16 protein-coding genes are annotated in these 15,422 nt (G+C 56.7%); 11 read left to right on the top strand and 5 right to left on the bottom strand.

Features of this window, described 5'->3' with window-relative positions; translation table 11 throughout:
• Nucleotides 1–57 precede the first annotated feature (57 nt).
• Nucleotides 58–585 carry an isochorismatase family protein gene (locus CBW22_RS00095; RefSeq protein WP_088515716.1) on the bottom strand — a complete coding sequence of 176 codons (528 nt, stop codon included), beginning with the start codon at nt 583–585 and terminating at the stop codon, nt 58–60.
• Nucleotides 586–708: 123 nt separating this feature from the next.
• On the opposite strand from CBW22_RS00095, the gene CBW22_RS00090 reads away from it, so the two are divergent.
• Both CBW22_RS00090 and CBW22_RS00085 read left to right on the top strand, forming a co-directional pair.
• Nucleotides 709–1,542 carry an AraC family ligand binding domain-containing protein gene (locus CBW22_RS00090; protein WP_441339097.1) on the top strand — a complete coding sequence of 278 codons (834 nt, stop codon included), beginning with the start codon at nt 709–711 and terminating at the stop codon, nt 1,540–1,542.
• Between the two features lie 72 nt (nt 1,543–1,614).
• Nucleotides 1,615–2,568, top strand: coding sequence for a DMT family transporter (locus CBW22_RS00085; RefSeq protein WP_088515715.1), 954 nt, complete (start codon nt 1,615–1,617; stop codon nt 2,566–2,568).
• Between the two features lie 909 nt (nt 2,569–3,477).
• Here the strand turns inward: CBW22_RS00085 and CBW22_RS00080 are convergent.
• The gene (locus tag CBW22_RS00080; protein ID WP_031279757.1) at nt 3,478–3,873 is read right to left on the bottom strand and encodes a transposase; all 396 of its coding nucleotides are present in this window, start codon (nt 3,871–3,873) and stop codon (nt 3,478–3,480) included.
• A 527-nt stretch (nt 3,874–4,400) separates the two neighbouring features.
• On the opposite strand from CBW22_RS00080, the gene CBW22_RS00075 reads away from it, so the two are divergent.
• The gene (locus CBW22_RS00075; RefSeq protein ID WP_021507835.1) at nt 4,401–5,657 is read left to right on the top strand and encodes an oligosaccharide flippase family protein; all 1,257 of its coding nucleotides are present in this window, start codon (nt 4,401–4,403) and stop codon (nt 5,655–5,657) included.
• An 8-nt stretch (nt 5,658–5,665) separates the two neighbouring features.
• Nucleotides 5,666–6,616: an ATP-grasp fold amidoligase family protein gene (locus CBW22_RS00070; RefSeq protein WP_031279756.1), complete on the top strand. Its 951-nt coding sequence runs from the start codon at nt 5,666–5,668 to the stop codon at nt 6,614–6,616.
• A gap of 54 nt (nt 6,617–6,670) precedes the next feature.
• On the opposite strand, the gene CBW22_RS00065 is transcribed toward CBW22_RS00070, so the two are convergent.
• Nucleotides 6,671–6,952 carry a YjcB family protein gene (locus CBW22_RS00065; protein ID WP_010618515.1) on the bottom strand — a complete coding sequence of 94 codons (282 nt, stop codon included), beginning with the start codon at nt 6,950–6,952 and terminating at the stop codon, nt 6,671–6,673.
• Nucleotides 6,953–7,196: 244 nt separating this feature from the next.
• Nucleotides 7,197–7,625 (bottom strand): superoxide response transcriptional regulator SoxS, encoded by a 429-nt coding sequence (gene soxS / locus CBW22_RS00060; protein WP_058757551.1) that lies wholly within the window; start codon nt 7,623–7,625, stop codon nt 7,197–7,199.
• Between the two features lie 99 nt (nt 7,626–7,724).
• On the opposite strand from soxS, the gene soxR reads away from it, so the two are divergent.
• The 4 genes from soxR to CBW22_RS00040 all read left to right on the top strand — a co-directional run bounded on the left by soxR (nt 7,725) and on the right by CBW22_RS00040 (nt 12,405).
• A complete protein-coding gene (gene soxR, locus CBW22_RS00055) occupies nt 7,725–8,201 on the top strand; it encodes a redox-sensitive transcriptional activator SoxR (protein WP_021507832.1) in 477 nt (158 codons plus the stop codon).
• Nucleotides 8,202–8,244: 43 nt separating this feature from the next.
• Nucleotides 8,245–8,913 (top strand): glutathione S-transferase family protein, encoded by a 669-nt coding sequence (locus tag CBW22_RS00050; protein ID WP_021507831.1) that lies wholly within the window; start codon nt 8,245–8,247, stop codon nt 8,911–8,913.
• A 356-nt stretch (nt 8,914–9,269) separates the two neighbouring features.
• Nucleotides 9,270–10,619: an NCS2 family permease gene (locus tag CBW22_RS00045; RefSeq protein WP_058757550.1), complete on the top strand. Its 1,350-nt coding sequence runs from the start codon at nt 9,270–9,272 to the stop codon at nt 10,617–10,619.
• Between the two features lie 136 nt (nt 10,620–10,755).
• Nucleotides 10,756–12,405, top strand: a complete 1,650-nt coding sequence (locus CBW22_RS00040) for a Na+/H+ antiporter (protein WP_021507828.1) — start codon at nt 10,756–10,758, stop codon at nt 12,403–12,405.
• Nucleotides 12,406–12,465: 60 nt separating this feature from the next.
• Here the strand turns inward: CBW22_RS00040 and CBW22_RS00035 are convergent, their stop codons facing one another.
• Nucleotides 12,466–13,368, bottom strand: a complete 903-nt coding sequence (locus CBW22_RS00035; RefSeq protein WP_021507827.1) for a LysR family transcriptional regulator — start codon at nt 13,366–13,368, stop codon at nt 12,466–12,468.
• Between the two features lie 103 nt (nt 13,369–13,471).
• On the opposite strand from CBW22_RS00035, the gene CBW22_RS00030 reads away from it, so the two are divergent.
• The 3 genes from CBW22_RS00030 (at nt 13,472) to CBW22_RS00020 (ending at nt 15,294) form a co-directional block, all read left to right on the top strand.
• On the top strand, nt 13,472–13,897 hold the full coding sequence (locus CBW22_RS00030) for a CidA/LrgA family protein (RefSeq protein WP_021507826.1): 426 nt from the start codon (nt 13,472–13,474) through the stop codon (nt 13,895–13,897).
• A complete protein-coding gene (locus tag CBW22_RS00025) occupies nt 13,890–14,585 on the top strand; it encodes an LrgB family protein (protein WP_088515714.1) in 696 nt (231 codons plus the stop codon). Before CBW22_RS00030 ends, CBW22_RS00025 begins: the two co-directional genes overlap by 8 nt.
• 163 nt (nt 14,586–14,748) lie before the next feature.
• Nucleotides 14,749–15,294 (top strand): YfaZ family outer membrane protein, encoded by a 546-nt coding sequence (locus CBW22_RS00020; protein WP_088515713.1) that lies wholly within the window; start codon nt 14,749–14,751, stop codon nt 15,292–15,294.
• Nucleotides 15,295–15,422 lie beyond the last annotated feature (128 nt).

Raw genomic sequence — 15,422 nt, 5'->3', positions numbered from 1 at the left:
AGACAAGTGTCATGCTCTATTATTGACACTTGTCAGATTATTTCAATAGCGCAACCCTTAATGCGCGCGCCACTCCCGCAGTAATTCTTCCGTGGTTTTAACCCGCACCGGATTGCCCGGCATGATCAAATCCGCCCACACTTCGTTATGCTGATTAATAAGCTGCTGCGCCGACACATAAGTGCGATCGGCGGTAGTGTGCGCGTCGGCCGCCACGGTGATGTGATAGCCAAGGCTGGCCCCGACTTTAATGGTGGTATCGACACAATAATCGGTGGCGCAGCCGCAAATGACAAAGCTTTCAATCTGATGCTGTTCAAGCTGCGCCGCGAGCCCGGTTTGCCAGAAGCTGTCGCAGGCGGTTTTGGTGATGTAAAGCGCGCCGGCGGGTTGTTCCAGTTCGGCGACTATGTGCCAGTCTGCGGAGTCGACGGCTAAATCCGGTCCGCTATGCTGAATAAAAATGACCTGATCGGCGGCCGCCATCAGCTGATTAATGCGCGCGCAGCGTCCGGCGCGGTCGTAACGCGGCGTTGCCAGCACGCCATTTTGCATATCCACTACCATTACCACCCGTTGTGCCATTGTCGCCTCCTTTATAGGTCAGGTCCCAGTGTCGCGCTGAACGGGTAGGCGCGTAAAGCGATTGGGCTTTGCTTTTTTGGTGCGCGCCGCGCATGCTTACTGCCTGATAGCGTATGGAGGTGTATGGTGACGGTGGTTCCCGAAGTCTTTCCCTGTGAGCAGGATCGTGCGCAGTTTCAGCACTTTGCTGAGCTGCCGGGCATTGAGCTTTATCAGGCGCACATCTCCCGCTACGCTTTTGAGCCCCATACCCACGAAGCCTTCGGGATTGGCACCATCGAATCCGGCGCGCAGCGCTTTCGCTACCGCGGCACCAATTATGTCGCGCCGGTGCATTCGCTGGTGATGATGAATCCCGATGAACTGCACACCGGTGAATCGGCCTGCGCCGAAGGCTGGCGTTATCGCATGATCTATATCGATCCGGCGGAGATGGATCGGCTGACCGGCGATCGCAACTGGTGGTTCAGTGATGCGCTGCGCACCGATGCGCGTCTGGCACAACCTTTCTCCCATGCGCTGGCACAGATGTGGCAGGCGCAAAGTGCGCTGGAGCGGCAGGGCGCGCTGCTGGATCTGCTCGAGTGGCTGCGTCCGCTGGCGCAGCAGGGCGTCGCGCGGCCGCGCGAAGGCGCCCACCGCTTTGATGTGGTAAAAGCCTGGCTGCGCGATAACCTGGCAGAGCCGGTGCGGCTGGAGGAGCTGGCGGCGCTGGTATCGCTGTCGCCGTGGCATTTTCTGCGCAGTTTCAAACAACACTTTCACGTCACTCCCCATCAAATGCTGATGGCCTTCCGGCTGTTCGAGGCCAAGCAGCGGCTGGCGCAGGGCGAGAGCGCCGCGAGCGTGGCGGCGGCGGTTGGGCTCACCGACCAGGCGCATCTGACGCGGGCGTTTGCCCATCGCTACGGCATCACGCCGGGACGCTACCAAAAGCAGGTGTTCAGCGGACGTTAACCGCAATCTGCTACAAGCCTTTCACCTTTTCCTGCGCCACACTGTGGCGGACTAAAGATAAAGGAAAGGTGTATGTTTGCAGGAATAGTGTTTGCCCTCGCGGCGGGGCTGATGTGGGGCATGATTTTTGTCGGGCCGCTGCTGATACCCGATTATCCGGGCACGTTGCAATCGGCGGGTCGCTATGTTGCCTTTGGTCTGGTGGTGCTGCCGCTGGCGTGGCTTAGCCGGCGCCGGCTAAAACAGCTGACGCGTCCGGACTGGACGGAGGCGGTGAAGCTGTCGCTGGTGGGCAATCTGCTCTATTACGCCTGCCTCGCCAGCGCGATTCAGCGCACCGGCGCACCGGTATCAACCATGATCATCGGCACGCTGCCGGTGGTGATCACCGTCACCGCTAACCTCTGTTACGGCCATCTCGAAGGGCGCCTGCCATGGCGCCGGCTGATGCCCGCACTGGTCATCATTGCTGCCGGTCTGGGCTGCGTTAACGCGGCGGAACTGCACGGGCAGGGGCCGGCATTTGATCTCTGGGGCTATTTGAGTGGCCTGCTGCTGGCGGTGCTGGCAGTGGTGTGCTGGACCTGGTATCCGCTGCGCAATGCGCGCTGGCTGCGCGAACATCCTCAGCACAAACCGTCGAGCTGGGCCACCGCGCAGGGGCTTGTGACATTGCCGCTGGCGCTGGTGTTCTATGGGCTGGTGAGCCTGCAGATTCACTGGCAGCAGCCCGGTTTCGCTTTGCCGTTCGGCCCGCAGCCGGCGCGCTTTATCTGGCTGATGCTGGCGATTGGTTTGTTCTGCTCATGGCTGGCGGCGCTGTGCTGGAATGCCGCCAGTCAGCGTTTGCCAACGGTAGTGATGGGGCCGCTCATCGTATTCGAGACGCTCTCTGGCCTGCTGTGGACCTTTATTTACCGCCAGAGCTGGCCACCGCTGCTCACCAGCATCGGTATCGGCTGTCTGATTGTTGGCGTGATCTATGCCATGCGCATTAAACCGCAGCGGCTGACCGCGCTTCCTTAACCCTGCCTCGCTGCTGAGTCATCCACTCAGCAGCGCTTTCCTCTGATATTTTAGGAATTTGACCAGCCGATAATCCCGCCTCAGTGACCTGATACTGGCCGCCACGCGCACGCTATATAACCGACCAGCGCTACGGCCGCCCGGTTTTCATTCTCTTCCGCTATAAAACTCCCTGCCGTCAGCACGGTAAAAGGCCGACTTTCGCTGCCTTTTAGCATTCCGGTGGGATAAAAAAAGCGCATATCGGGCAACAATTCGCCGGTTTAGCGCGTGAAAAACTCTCCGCCAGTCGGATTTTTACCCGGCTGTGGCACTGAAATACCAGCGTGAGAAGCCACCTTAGCCTTAAGCGTGACCGGCATTGTTAAGAATGATTCCCAACAGCTGCCAGAAAAAAAGATTAAAGATGACGATGGATTTAAGCGCAGTATTTACCGTGGATAACCGTTTTTCGGCTTTATAGTTTAAACATCATAACGTTTTTGAACCGGAGTATTCCTGGTGTGGTTTAAGAGTTAGCCGACTAGCGCTGATCGCCAAAGCGATCATAAACGCAGCGGCCAGATCCAGTTTAAAACTGAGCCAATGTGTGAGCGGTTACACCGTGTTGTTCATTAACGCTTAACAGAATTGTCTGTGATCAGGTCTGATTATTAGTAATCGTGAAGTAATAGACTAAGCACCAATCTCACCAAAATGAGATTGGGCTAAGTCTAAATGGCTTGAAACGCGAGGCTTTTGCTGGTGTGAATCAATTTTACCGCAAAAAAGGAAGTGATTCCGTGATGGCATTCATCAGGAAAAAGTGGTTCGAATTGTTATGTAGCGAATGCCGAATTTAATGATCTTCATCTCTTCTGGTAAGAACAAATCTCAGCATTAAGTCATATAACATCGGCCTCAATGGTATTAGCGATTATCGGAACCGGAAGGGTAATGATAAACGCTACGGCTAATATCCAGTAAACGACAGCTGCGACGGGTACCGATGTCGAAAGTGGTTTGCAGGAAGTTGACCGCCTGACGCTTTTCATTCGTAGTGAAGAAGTTTTTCAGCACGCTTTGCAGCATCTCCTTGTCGGAGCTCAGGGTCTGCAGCTCGCGCGTAAGGTTCTGCAGTTTATCCTCCAACTCCTTGATTTTTCTACCCTCCTCTGAAGAAAGCCCGGAGAACTTCTTCTTCCAGCTATAGAAGGTGGCCTCGGAAATGCCCAGCTCCTCACAAATCTCCCTGACTTTCACTCCCGTTTCAGAAGCTTTAATGGCATTTGTGATTTGCTCTTCGCTATATCGTGACTTTCTCATAAATGCTCTTACCTTTCTTATCAATTAGTGGATGAGAATTACTGTATTAATATCTGGTACTGCAAAAACGGTATTAATGCAGTATTAAAGTGCGCGATTAGAATTGCGAGGGTTAAATTAAGTTATTTAGAATAAATATCATCATGGGATAAATCTTATTTTATTCTGAATGCCATTGAACGCCTTCCTGGTGCTGGGTTTTTGATATAGATTCATTCCATCCCAAATGCAGAAAAATACGACAATCATTGGAAATTCGGCATAGCCTGCTTGCAAAAAACTCAGGATATGCCTGTGAACTTTTGTCCTGAATTCGGGTTGAAATCGTTTACATCCATCGGGCTTCGCACCAGGTTTAATCGGAATTTTCCTGAATTTAATCGCTAAACTCTGACGCGAGTCTCATTTTTCGGACCAGCCTGGTTTGAAGTTATTAAATTGTGTCAGGCCCACTGAGCGCTTGTTAATTCATTTCAAGGACGTTGTACCGAAAAGCAGTTGCTGTACGTAATACTAAGGACCAGTCAATGAAATTGAGCGTAATGTCTAATGCCGCCTGGATGATGTCTGAGAAGATCGTCTCGGTATTCGGCGTCATATTTGTGACCTCCTACGTGGCAAAATCCTTTGGCCCAACGGTGTTTGGCCAAATGGCATTTTCGACCTCGCTGTTCTCCATGGTGCAAACCGTGGCGATTTTTGGTACCGAAACCATCCTGTTCAAGCGCATCAGCAAAAGTGCGCCGAAAGGCCTGCGGCTGATGACCGTGGCACGGACCATGCGCCTGGTGCTGCTGTTGCTGACATCAATCCCGGTGTTGATTTGGGTCTGGTACAACATGCAGGAAAACTTCCTTGCGTTTGCACTGGCCTCGTTTATCTCGTCGGTGTTTGTCACCCAGGACACGTTCAGCGTTTATAACAATGCGCGGCTGGCGTCGCGGCTCAATACCATTGCCAACTCGGCCGGCTTGCTGCTGGGCTTTGCCATGAGCTTCACCATCGCCTGGCTGCACCTCAATCCACTGTGGCTCACCGCCTCGATTGTGGCCGTCACGCTGGTGCCGTACGCCATCAAGCGCGTCAATTTCTATCGCGAACATCAGGATCTGGCGCCGCCGCAGGACAAGCGCACCACCTACCTGCGCTACCTGATGTATGCCGGCCTGCCGCTGGCCATCTCCAGCATCTTTATCTCGGTGCAAGTGAAAGCCGCACAGATGTTCCTTGCGGGCATCGCCTCAGCGCGCGACCTTGGCCTGTTCGCCGCCGCGAATACCATTTCGGCTTCCTGGATTTTTATCCCGGTTGCCATCATCACTTCCTGCTTCTCGGAGATTTTCCGCGAGCGTGGAGCAGCCGCGATCAAGCTCACCGCGCGGCTGAACGGCTATGTCATGGGAGTTTCATTGCTGTTATTAGCGGTGATCGCCTTGTACGGCGAAAAAATCATCATCGCTTTATATGGTCACGAGTACACACAGTCCGGAAGTCTCATTACGTTACTGTCGTTAGCAACCTGCTTTTCGGCAATGGGGACCGTCGCTTATCGCTACATGGTGAAAGAGGGCGGGTTTAACTATCTGTTGAAGAAGATCATTTGTCTGATGGTCATCAGCCTGCCGCTGTCGTGGTGGCTGATCCAGGGCTACGGCATCATGGGTGCCGCCTGGAGCGTCTTCATCACGGAGTTACTGTCCCTGACCGTAATGAATTACTTCTTCAAAAACGGCGTCATCCAAAAAATTCAGGTTTCCTCACTCAACTACAAAACCTACAAATGAGGTCAGATATGATCAGGTTGAAAGACGAACTCAGAAGAAGCGTACAGTATTTCATCAAAAAGATGCCCTGGGCTTACCAGGATCGCATCTACTACTTTCACAAATTCCGTAAGCTGCCGAACCTGCGTCAGCCGAAGGTGTTCAACGAGAAAGTGCTGTATCGCAAATTCGTCTACGGCGACTACCAGTGCTATGGCCGCCTGTCGGACAAGTTTTCGGTGCGTGAGTACATTGCCGAAAAGGTGGGCAGTGAGTATCTGATTCCGCTGGTTTATGAGACCAGCGATCCGCACTCACTGCATACGCTGCCGAGCTGGAAGAACACGGTTATCAAGCCGAATCACGGCTCCAACATGGTTGAGATCCTGCTGGAAGAACCGGATGCGCTGAAAAAACAGCAGATTATCAGCGACTGCCAGCGCTGGCTGAAGACCGACTTCGCCAACGAGGCGCGCGAGATTCACTATCGCTATATTAAGCCGCGCATTCTGGTAGAGAAGTACATCGGCGATGGCAAAACCGCGCCGATCGATTACAAGTTTCACATGTTCAACAAGCGCGACGGCAATTTTGAGTATGTGCTGCAGGTGATCTACAACCGCTGTAATCCGCTGCTGTCGATGAACTTTTACGTCAACAATCTTAACGAGGCGTATCACAAAATCCGTGATACCGGGCTGGATGTGTCACCGCTGCTGCCACAGCTGCAGCACGCGCTGGCGCTGAGTAAAACGCTGGCCAGCGACTTCGATTATGTGCGCGTGGACTGGTATATCGATGGCGAACAGATCTACTTCGGTGAGCTGACGTTCACGCCAGGCGCCGGGCTGGTCACCGGGTTGGATCGGGGGCTCAATCAGATGATGGGTGATATGTGGATTCAGGATCGTCGCGATACGCAGAGATCGGACGTCACGGTGCCGGAAGTACCACTTCCAGCCGTATTGAAGAAAATTTGAAATCACACAGCAAAATAAAAAACCCCGCTTAGCGGGGTTTTTTATGCGCCGCGTTTACGGCATTGGCCAGTCGGCTGGTGTCTGGCTCATCACCTGAATAAACGCTTCTTTGGTGATGGACATAAAGTTATGCACGTTTTCCATGCTCAGCGTAATGCCGAGCAGACCGGTAACAAACCAGCATGACATCGCTACGCCCACGCCGCCGCACATCAGCGCCATCACGTGGTGGCTGTTCTGACGCAATTTAATTTTCATGGTGCTGGCGAAGAACATCATTACCGCGCTGAGCAGTTCCCAACGCATGACGATCAGACTGGTAGTTAACGTAGCCATCGGCGAAAAACCTCTTGAGATCAGTAATATCCCTGACATTCATCGGACATCACTGGCGGCAGAAAAGGGAGGTCAGGGAAGCCCTTCTGTCGTCTTCATACAGCTTGAATCTGTGACTTGGGTCACATTATATCACTGGATTTGAAAATTTGAACAAAATTTAGACCTGGTAAGGCAGGCAAAGAAAGGGCTGGAGGAAGGTGGAGATGAGGGGAAAGGCGCGCCCGCGTGGGGCGCACTGACTTCAGCGTACCGGGCAGCACTCGCCGGTGGTGCGCTGGGCAAAGCTGTTCATGCCTTCGCTGCAGTCAAAGTTGACCAGACGCGGACGCTGCACCATCGCCTGGCGACGCATGCTGTGACGGTAAGCGGTAGGGGTTTGCGAGAACTGACGGCGGAACACGCGCGAAAAGGTCTGCTGCGAGTCGTAGCCGTACTGCATCGCAATGTCGAATACCGGACGCTGCGTCTGACGCAAGGCTTCGGCGGCCAGCGTGAGACGGCGTTCACGAATATAACCACCCAGCGTTTGTTTCGTAACCGTACGGAACATACGCTGCAGGTGCCATTTCGAGTAACCCGATTTTGCCGCCACTTCATCAATCGACAATGTTTTATCCAGATTCTGATCGATCCAGTTAGTCAGTGAATGGATGATTTCCTGTTGCATCATAGCCTGTTCCTTCTGCAAGGTTATCGCCTGGTTTGAAATTCGCTGTTTTGCTGGGGTGCGAGTATAATTCCTCAAGTTAACTTGAGGTAAAGGCCCTAAATGAAAAAAGAACGCAATTACCCGAAACCGGTGCTGACGCCGGGCGAAGTGGCGAAACGCAGCGGCGTGGCGGTATCGGCACTGCACTTTTATGAAAGCAAAGGCTTGATCAGCAGCACGCGCAATGGCGGTAATCAGCGCCGCTACAGCCGTGATGTGCTGCGCCGCGTGGCGATCATCAAAATTGCGCAGCGCATCGGGATTCCGCTGGCGACGGTCAGCGACAGCCTGATGCATGTGCCGGCGAATAAGCGCATGTCGACGCAGGAGTGGGACGCGCTGACGCAGCACTGGCGCGAAGAGCTGGATAAACGCATCGAAACCCTGACGCGTCTGCGCAACGATCTGGACGGCTGCATTGGTTGCGGCTGCCTGTCGATGCGCGACTGCCCGCTGCGCAATCCGGGTGATCGTCTGGGACAGCAGGGCTCCGGAGCGGTGCTGCTCGATCCGCAACAGGACGAGCCGCAGCGTTAATCCGCTATACTAGATGCCAACCCTTAGCAGCAAGGAATCGCGCATGATTACCGTTCACCATCTGGAAAACTCCCGTTCTCATCGGGTGCTGTGGCTGCTGGAAGAGCTGGCGGTGCCGTATCAAATCAAACGCTATCAGCGGGAAAATACCCTGCTGGCGCCGGACGAATTAAAGAAAGTGCATCCGCTGGGTAAATCGCCGGTGATTACCGATGGCAATCGGGTGATCGCCGAATCGGGCGCCATCCTCGAATATCTGCAGCTGAAATACGACAGCGAGCATCTGCTGGCGCTGCATGAGGAAGAGGAGCAAATTCAGGCGCGTTACTGGCTGCACTATGCTGAAGGTTCGCTGATGCCGCTGCTGGTAATGAAGCTGGTGTTTGCGCAACTGGGCAAAAAGCCGGTGCCATGGCTGCTGCGCCCGGCCGGCGTGGCGCTGAGTAAAGGCATTCAGAAAGCGTGGCTGAACAAGCAGCTGGCGCTTCACGGGCGCGTGATTGAGCAGCATCTGAGCCAGCAGCGCTTTTTTGCCGGTTCACGCTTCAGTATTGCCGATGTGCAGATGAGTTTTCCGCTGCTGGCGTTGCAGATGCGTGGCGCGCTGGGTGAGATGCCCGCCACGGCGCGCTGGCTGGAGAATATGCAGCAGCGCGCCGCGTGGCAGCGCGCGCTGGAGCAGGGCGGCCCGATTCAGTTCAATAACGGTTGAGGCGCAGCGGTAACGCAACGAAACAGGACGCCGCGACGCGCTGTCGCGGCACCGCAGCAAACCATCTGAAATGCCAGCCTTTTTCCTCCATGATTTCCTGCTCCCGCTAGCGTAACGCCAGCCATAATGGCGCCAGAGCTGCGCATTATCCTGTCTGCCAGGTGATTAGCAGTTGAAAACGCCACCCCAAACGCCAGATAATCGTTTGCCTTTTTTCCGCGTCACCCCTTTTTGACCTGGAATACGCGGCCACGTAATCGTTTGCCTGCTTTTCTCTCTGAGACATCTTCACCAGGATGATGCGCAAACGCGAGCCGCGCGGTGACCTATATCTTAAAAAACACAGAGGAATAACTATGTCTGGCGAATCACGCCCGGCCAGGGGAAAACTGGACGCCTGGTTTCACATTTCAGCACGCGGCAGCAGCGTGCGGCAGGAAGTGCTGGCTGGCCTCACCACCTTTTTAGCGATGGTGTATTCGGTCATCGTGGTGCCTGGCATGCTTGGTAAAGCGGGCTTCTCACCGACGGCGGTGTTTGTCGCTACCTGTCTGGTGGCCAGCTTTGGCTCCCTCATCATGGGACTGTGGGCCAACCTGCCGATGGCGATTGGCTGTGCCATCTCCCTGACCGCCTTCACCGCGTTCAGCCTGGTACTGGGCCAGCACATTAGCGTGCCGGTGGCGCTGGGCGCGGTCTTCCTGATGGGCCTGCTGTTCACGTTGATTTCCGTGACCGGCATTCGCGCGTGGATTCTGCGTAACCTGCCGATGGGCGTGGCGCACGGCACCGGCGTCGGTATCGGCCTGTTTCTGCTGCTGATTGCCGCCGATGGCATTGGTCTGGTGGTAAAAAACCCGGCGGCAGGCCTGCCGGTGGCGCTTGGTCACTTCACCTCTTTCCCGGTGATCATGGCGCTGATCGGGCTGGCGGCGATTTTTGGTCTGGAAAAACGGCGGGTACCGGGCGGCATTCTGCTGACCATCATTGCGATTTCGCTGCTTGGGTTGATTTTCGACCCGGCGGTAAAGTGGCAGGGGCTGTTTGCCATGCCGAGCCTGCGTGATGCCAGCGGCCAGTCGGCAATGTTTAGCCTGGATATCATGGGCGCGCTGCAGCCGGTGGTGTTACCGAGCGTGCTGGCGCTGGTGATGACCGCGGTGTTTGACGCCACCGGCACCATTCGTGCGGTGGCCGGGCAGGCGAACCTGCTGGATAAAGAGGGCCAGATTATCAATGGCGGTCGCGCGCTGACCACCGACTCTATCAGCAGCCTGTTTGCCGGACTGGTGGGTGCCTCGCCCGCCGCAGTGTATATCGAGTCCGCTGCGGGTACTGCCGCCGGCGGTAAAACCGGCCTGACGGCGATTGTCGTGGGTCTGTTGTTCCTGCTGATTCTGTTTATGTCGCCGCTGGCTTATCTGGTTCCGGCCTATGCCACCGCACCCGCGCTGATGTATGTCGGCCTGCTGATGCTGAGCAACGTGGCCAAAATCGACTTCAATGATTTCGTCGATGCGATGTCTGGCCTGCTGACGGCGGTATTCATCGTACTGACCTGCAACATCGTCACCGGCATCATGCTCGGCTTTGCCGCGCTGGTGATTGGCCGCCTGTTTGCCGGCGAGTGGCGCAAGCTCAACGCTGGCACGGTGGTGATTGCTGTGGCGCTGGTGGCGTTCTACGCGGGCGGCTGGGCTATCTGACCGCAATCCGGGCGTCAGTCCGGATTATTCTCTTTATCGCACACGCCGCACATCGGGTAGCCCCGCCGGGCGGCGTTTTGTTTTACACTTTCCGACGCAACATCGCTTCGATTAATATGATTCGCCTAAGGAAAGCATGGAAATCTTCTTTACTATTCTCATCATGACGCTGGTGGTTTCGCTGTCCGGCGTTGCGGCACGTATCCTGCCGTTTCAGATCCCGCTCCCGCTGGTACAGATCGCGGCCGGCGCGCTGCTGGCCTGGCCAACCTTTGGTCTGCACGTCGATTTTGACCCCGAACTGTTCCTCGTGCTGTTTATTCCGCCGCTGCTGTTTGCCGATGGCTGGAAAACGCCGATCAACGAGTTTCTGCATCACGGCCGTGAAATTATCGGCCTGGCGCTGGTGCTGGTGCTGATTACCGTGGTCGGTATCGGCTACCTGATTTACTGGCTGGTGCCGGGCATTCCGCTGATTCCGGCGTTCGCGCTGGCGGCGGTGCTGTCTCCGACCGATGCGGTGGCGCTCTCCGGCATCGTCGGCGAAGGGCGCATCCCGAAAAAGATCATGTCGATTGTTCAGGGCGAGGCGCTGATGAATGACGCGTCGGGCCTGGTGTCACTCAAGTTTGCCGTCGCGGTGGCGATGGGCACCATGGTGTTCACCTGGGGCGGCGCCAGCGTCGAATTCCTTAAAGTGGCGATTGGCGGCCTGGTGGCCGGTGTCGCAGTTTGCTGGCTGTACGGTCGTTCGCTGCGCCTGCTCAGCCGCTGGAGCGGTGACGATCCGGCAACACAAACCGTACTGCTGCTGCTGCTGCCGTTCGCCTCTTACCTGATTGCTGAACATCTCGGCGTCTCCGGCATTCTGGCGGCGGTAGCGGCCGGTATGACCATCACCCGTTCCGGCATCATCCGTCAGGCACCGCTGGCAATGCGCCTGCGCGCCAACAGCGTATGGCAGATGCTGGAGTTTGTGTTCAACGGCATGGTGTTCCTGATGCTGGGCCTGCAGCTGCCGGACATTCTCTCCACCTCGATTGCTCAGGCGAACGCCGATCCTAACGTCGAGCTGTGGATGCTGTTCGCTGACGTCGGGCTGGTCTATGCGGCGCTGATGATCGTGCGCTTCGGCTGGCTGTGGATCATGAAGCGCACCAGCCTGCGCCTGCTGAAGAAGAAGCCGCTGGAGTTTTCCAGCTACTCGCTGCGTGAACTGCTGATCGCCTCTTTTGCCGGCGTGCGCGGTGCTATCACGCTGGCCGGTGTGCTGTCGATCCCGCTGTTCCTTAGCAACGGCGAACCTTTTCCGGCGCGCTACGAACTGGTGTTTATCGCCACCGGCGTGATTCTGTTCTCGCTTTTTGTCGGCGTGATTCTGCTGCCGATTCTGCTGCGCGGCATGGAGAGCCACGACAAAGTGGGACACCGTCGCGAAATCCAGAGCGCGCGTGCTGCGATGGCCGGCGTGGCGATCGAAAGCCTGCACAAAATGGAGCAGCGGCTGGAAAACGACGCTGAAGAGAACATCGATCCTGAGCTGCTGAAAGAGGTCAGCCTGCGGGTGATTGGTAATCTGCGTCGTCGCGTTGATGGCAAAGATGATATGGAGCAGGCGCTGTTTGCGGAAAATCTGGAGCGCCGTTTCCGCCTGACCGCGCTGCGCGCCGAACGTGCCGAGGTTTATCATCTGCGCGCCACCCAGCAGATCTCCAACGAGACCATGCAGCGCCTGCTGCGCGATCTCGACCTGCTGGAAGCGTTGCTGATAGAGAAAGAGGAATAGCCGCCGCGTTTTGCTGCTCTCCGATCCTGCGGCCGCCTGACAGACAGGGCGGCCGCTTTGTTACAGCGATAGCCGCGGCGCGTTATCCGGCCAGTGTTCGCGGCAGCAGGCTATCCACGCCTGCGCGCTGCGCGACAGATAACTGCCTTCGCGCCAGATTAGCCCCAGACGCCACTGCAGCTCCGACTCCAGCGGCAGCCACAGCAGGGCCTGTTTATCCAGCCGCTGGCAAATCGGCTCCGGCAGGATCGCCAGCCCCATATCCGCCTGCACCATCGCGGCAAGAAAATCCCATTGCGCGCTGCGCAGCGCGATATCCGGCATCACTCCCTGGCGCTGAAAGGCTTTCATCAGCTGGCGGTTAAGCGAAAACTCTTCGTTGAGGATCAGCAGGGGATGCTGAGCCAGCTCGGCCAGCGTCAGGCTGGTGCGGTTGAGCCAGCGCGCGCTGCGCGGCAGCAGCACGCACAGCGGATGGCGCATCAGTTCCAGCGTGTTCAGCGGCAGCTCCGCATCAATCGGCAGGGCGGTCAGCGCAATATCCAGCCCGCCGCTCAGCACCGCCTGCTGCACCGTCAGGCCACCAAATTCGGAGATTTTCAGCTGTACGCCGGGATAGCGGCGGCGGAACGCGGAGATCGATCCGGCAATCTGCATGCCGACCATCGGCGGAATGCCCAGCCGCAGCTCACCGGTTTTCAGCTGGTTGATATCACTGATCTGCGCCTCCAGCTGATGAAACTCCTGCAAAATCGCCAGGCCACGCTGATACACCGCCTGGCCGCTGTCGGTGAGATGCAGCTTGCGTCCCTCGCGCAGCAACAGCGTGCAGCCCAGCTCTTCTTCCAGCTGGCGCAGCATTTTGCTGATGGTGGGTTGCGTCACGAACAGCTTCTCCGCCGCGCGGGTAAAGCTCTGCTGACGTACCACTTCGGTGAAGTAACGCAGGGCACGCACGTCCATAAACATTCCTTTTTGGCATAGTTTGAATAATTTTAATTCATTTCTTTCACACTCTGGCGCGGATTTATACTGCAACCCTGAATTTTAAGGGGGGAAGAGAGAAATGGCGTCCGCGCTTCGTCCGCGCACCACGGATATCCTGCAACGCGTCACGGTGCCGCTGCAGCTGGTGCTGTATATCGCCCTGTTCGTTGCCAGTGGTCAGCTGGTGAGCTGGCTGCATCTGCCGTTACCGGCCAACGTCGTGGGTATGGTGTTGCTGTTACTGTTGATCGTCAGCGGTATCGTGCCGCTGCGCTGGGTTAAAGCCGGGGCCAACTGGCTGCTGGCCGAAATGCTGCTGTTTTTTATTCCGGCGGTGGTGGCGGTGGTGAATTACAGCGACCTGCTGCGCAGTGAAGGCTGGCGCATCTGTGTGGTGATCGCCGTCAGTACGCTGATGGTGCTGGCGGCCACCTCGCTGGTGGTCGATCGCTTATACCGCTTCGAACTGGCGCGCGCGGCGCGTAAGCAGGGCGATCGTGACTGACTTTATCGTTAGCCTGCTATGTCTGGCGCTGACGCTGCTGGTTTACTACCTCAACAAACGCCTGTACCGGCGCAGGCCCACACTGCTGCTGATGCCGCTGGTGTTAACGCCGCTGGTGCTGGTGGCGCTGCTGCTGCTGACGCACGTCAGCTGGCAGGATTACATCGCTGAAAGCCACTGGCTGCTGTGGCTGCTGGGGCCGGCGACGCTGGCTTTTGCGGTGCCGGTTTACGAAAACCTGCACATTATCCGCCGCCACTGGCTGTCGCTGAGCGTGGGCGTGATCACCGCCACGCTGGTGGCCGTGTGCAGTTCGGTATGGCTGGCACGGCTGCTGACGCTACCGGAGAGCATCCAGCGCAGCCTGGCGGTGCGCTCCATCACCACGCCTTTTGCGCTGGCAGCGGCCCAGCCGATTGGCGGCCAGCCCGATTTGGTCGCGCTGTTCGTGGTGATTACCGGCGTGTTTGGCATGGCGGTGGGCGACGTGCTGTTTTTACGCATCGCGATTAAGCAGGGCGTGGCGAAGGGCGCCGGCTTTGGCGCCGCCTCGCACGGAGCCGGCACGGCACGCGCTTATCAGCTCGGCCAGCAGGAGGGCGTGGTCTCCAGCCTGGTGATGATGCTCTCCGGCGTGCTCACGGTGTTGCTGGCGCCGCTGCTGGGACAGCTGTTGTGGCATGCCTGACGGGCAAATCTGCGCCCGCATCGCTCTGGGTGTTGGCGGATGCGGTCAGTTTCTGCCCGCTGTAACCCATTTTTACGTAAAGCTTTCCAAATAAAGTTGTGTCACGTCGCCGCGCTGTTTACCCTTTGCGCCGAATTATGTGTCCTTCATGGAGTGGATTGTTATGTTTAAGCAACTTGTTACGGGAAGCGTTTTAGGTCTGGCACTGTTGAGCGGCGGCGCGCAGGCGATTGAGGGCAGTGTTGACGTGGGTGAGCACAGCACCAACCTGAACCTTGGCCTCGGCACCGCTTCACCGGGTCTGTTTCTGAAAGGCAACTGGCTGCGCAGCGATCACGACGGCAGCACCTACGGCCTTGGTATGGGTTATAACCTGGATCTGGGTGATTTCCGCGTGGCACCGACGGCGAAAGCGCTGTTCACCCATCCGGAAGATGGCCGTGATGGCTTCACCGTGGCGCTGGGTGCCGGTGCGCAGTATAACTTCAACAGCATGTGGGGCTTGTACGGCGAATATTACTATGCGCCGGAAGCGTTCTCCGATCGTCTGGACAGCTATAAAGAAGCCTCAGGCGGCCTGAGCTTTACGCCGATTTCGCTGCTGAACCTGCGCGTTGGCTATCAGTACATTGAGCTGAACAACAAAGGCGACCGCAAAGATAACGTGCTGGTCGACGGCCCGTACGTCGGTGCGTCGCTGCGTTTCTGATGACGGGACCAGGTGCGCATGAAGGTACAAACCGAGCACATGGGTAACACTTTAGACCGGGCACATGGGTAACAGTTATAAACGGCATAGCAGAGGAGACTCACTATGCCCTGGACTGAGACTGTTAC

The sequence above is a fragment of the Pantoea sp. VS1 genome, assembly GCF_002207995.1.
GTDB lineage: Bacteria > Pseudomonadota > Gammaproteobacteria > Enterobacterales > Enterobacteriaceae > Pantoea > Pantoea dispersa.
Note: the sequence above shows the minus strand (reverse complement) of the source record. Positions and strands in the feature narration are given on the sequence as shown.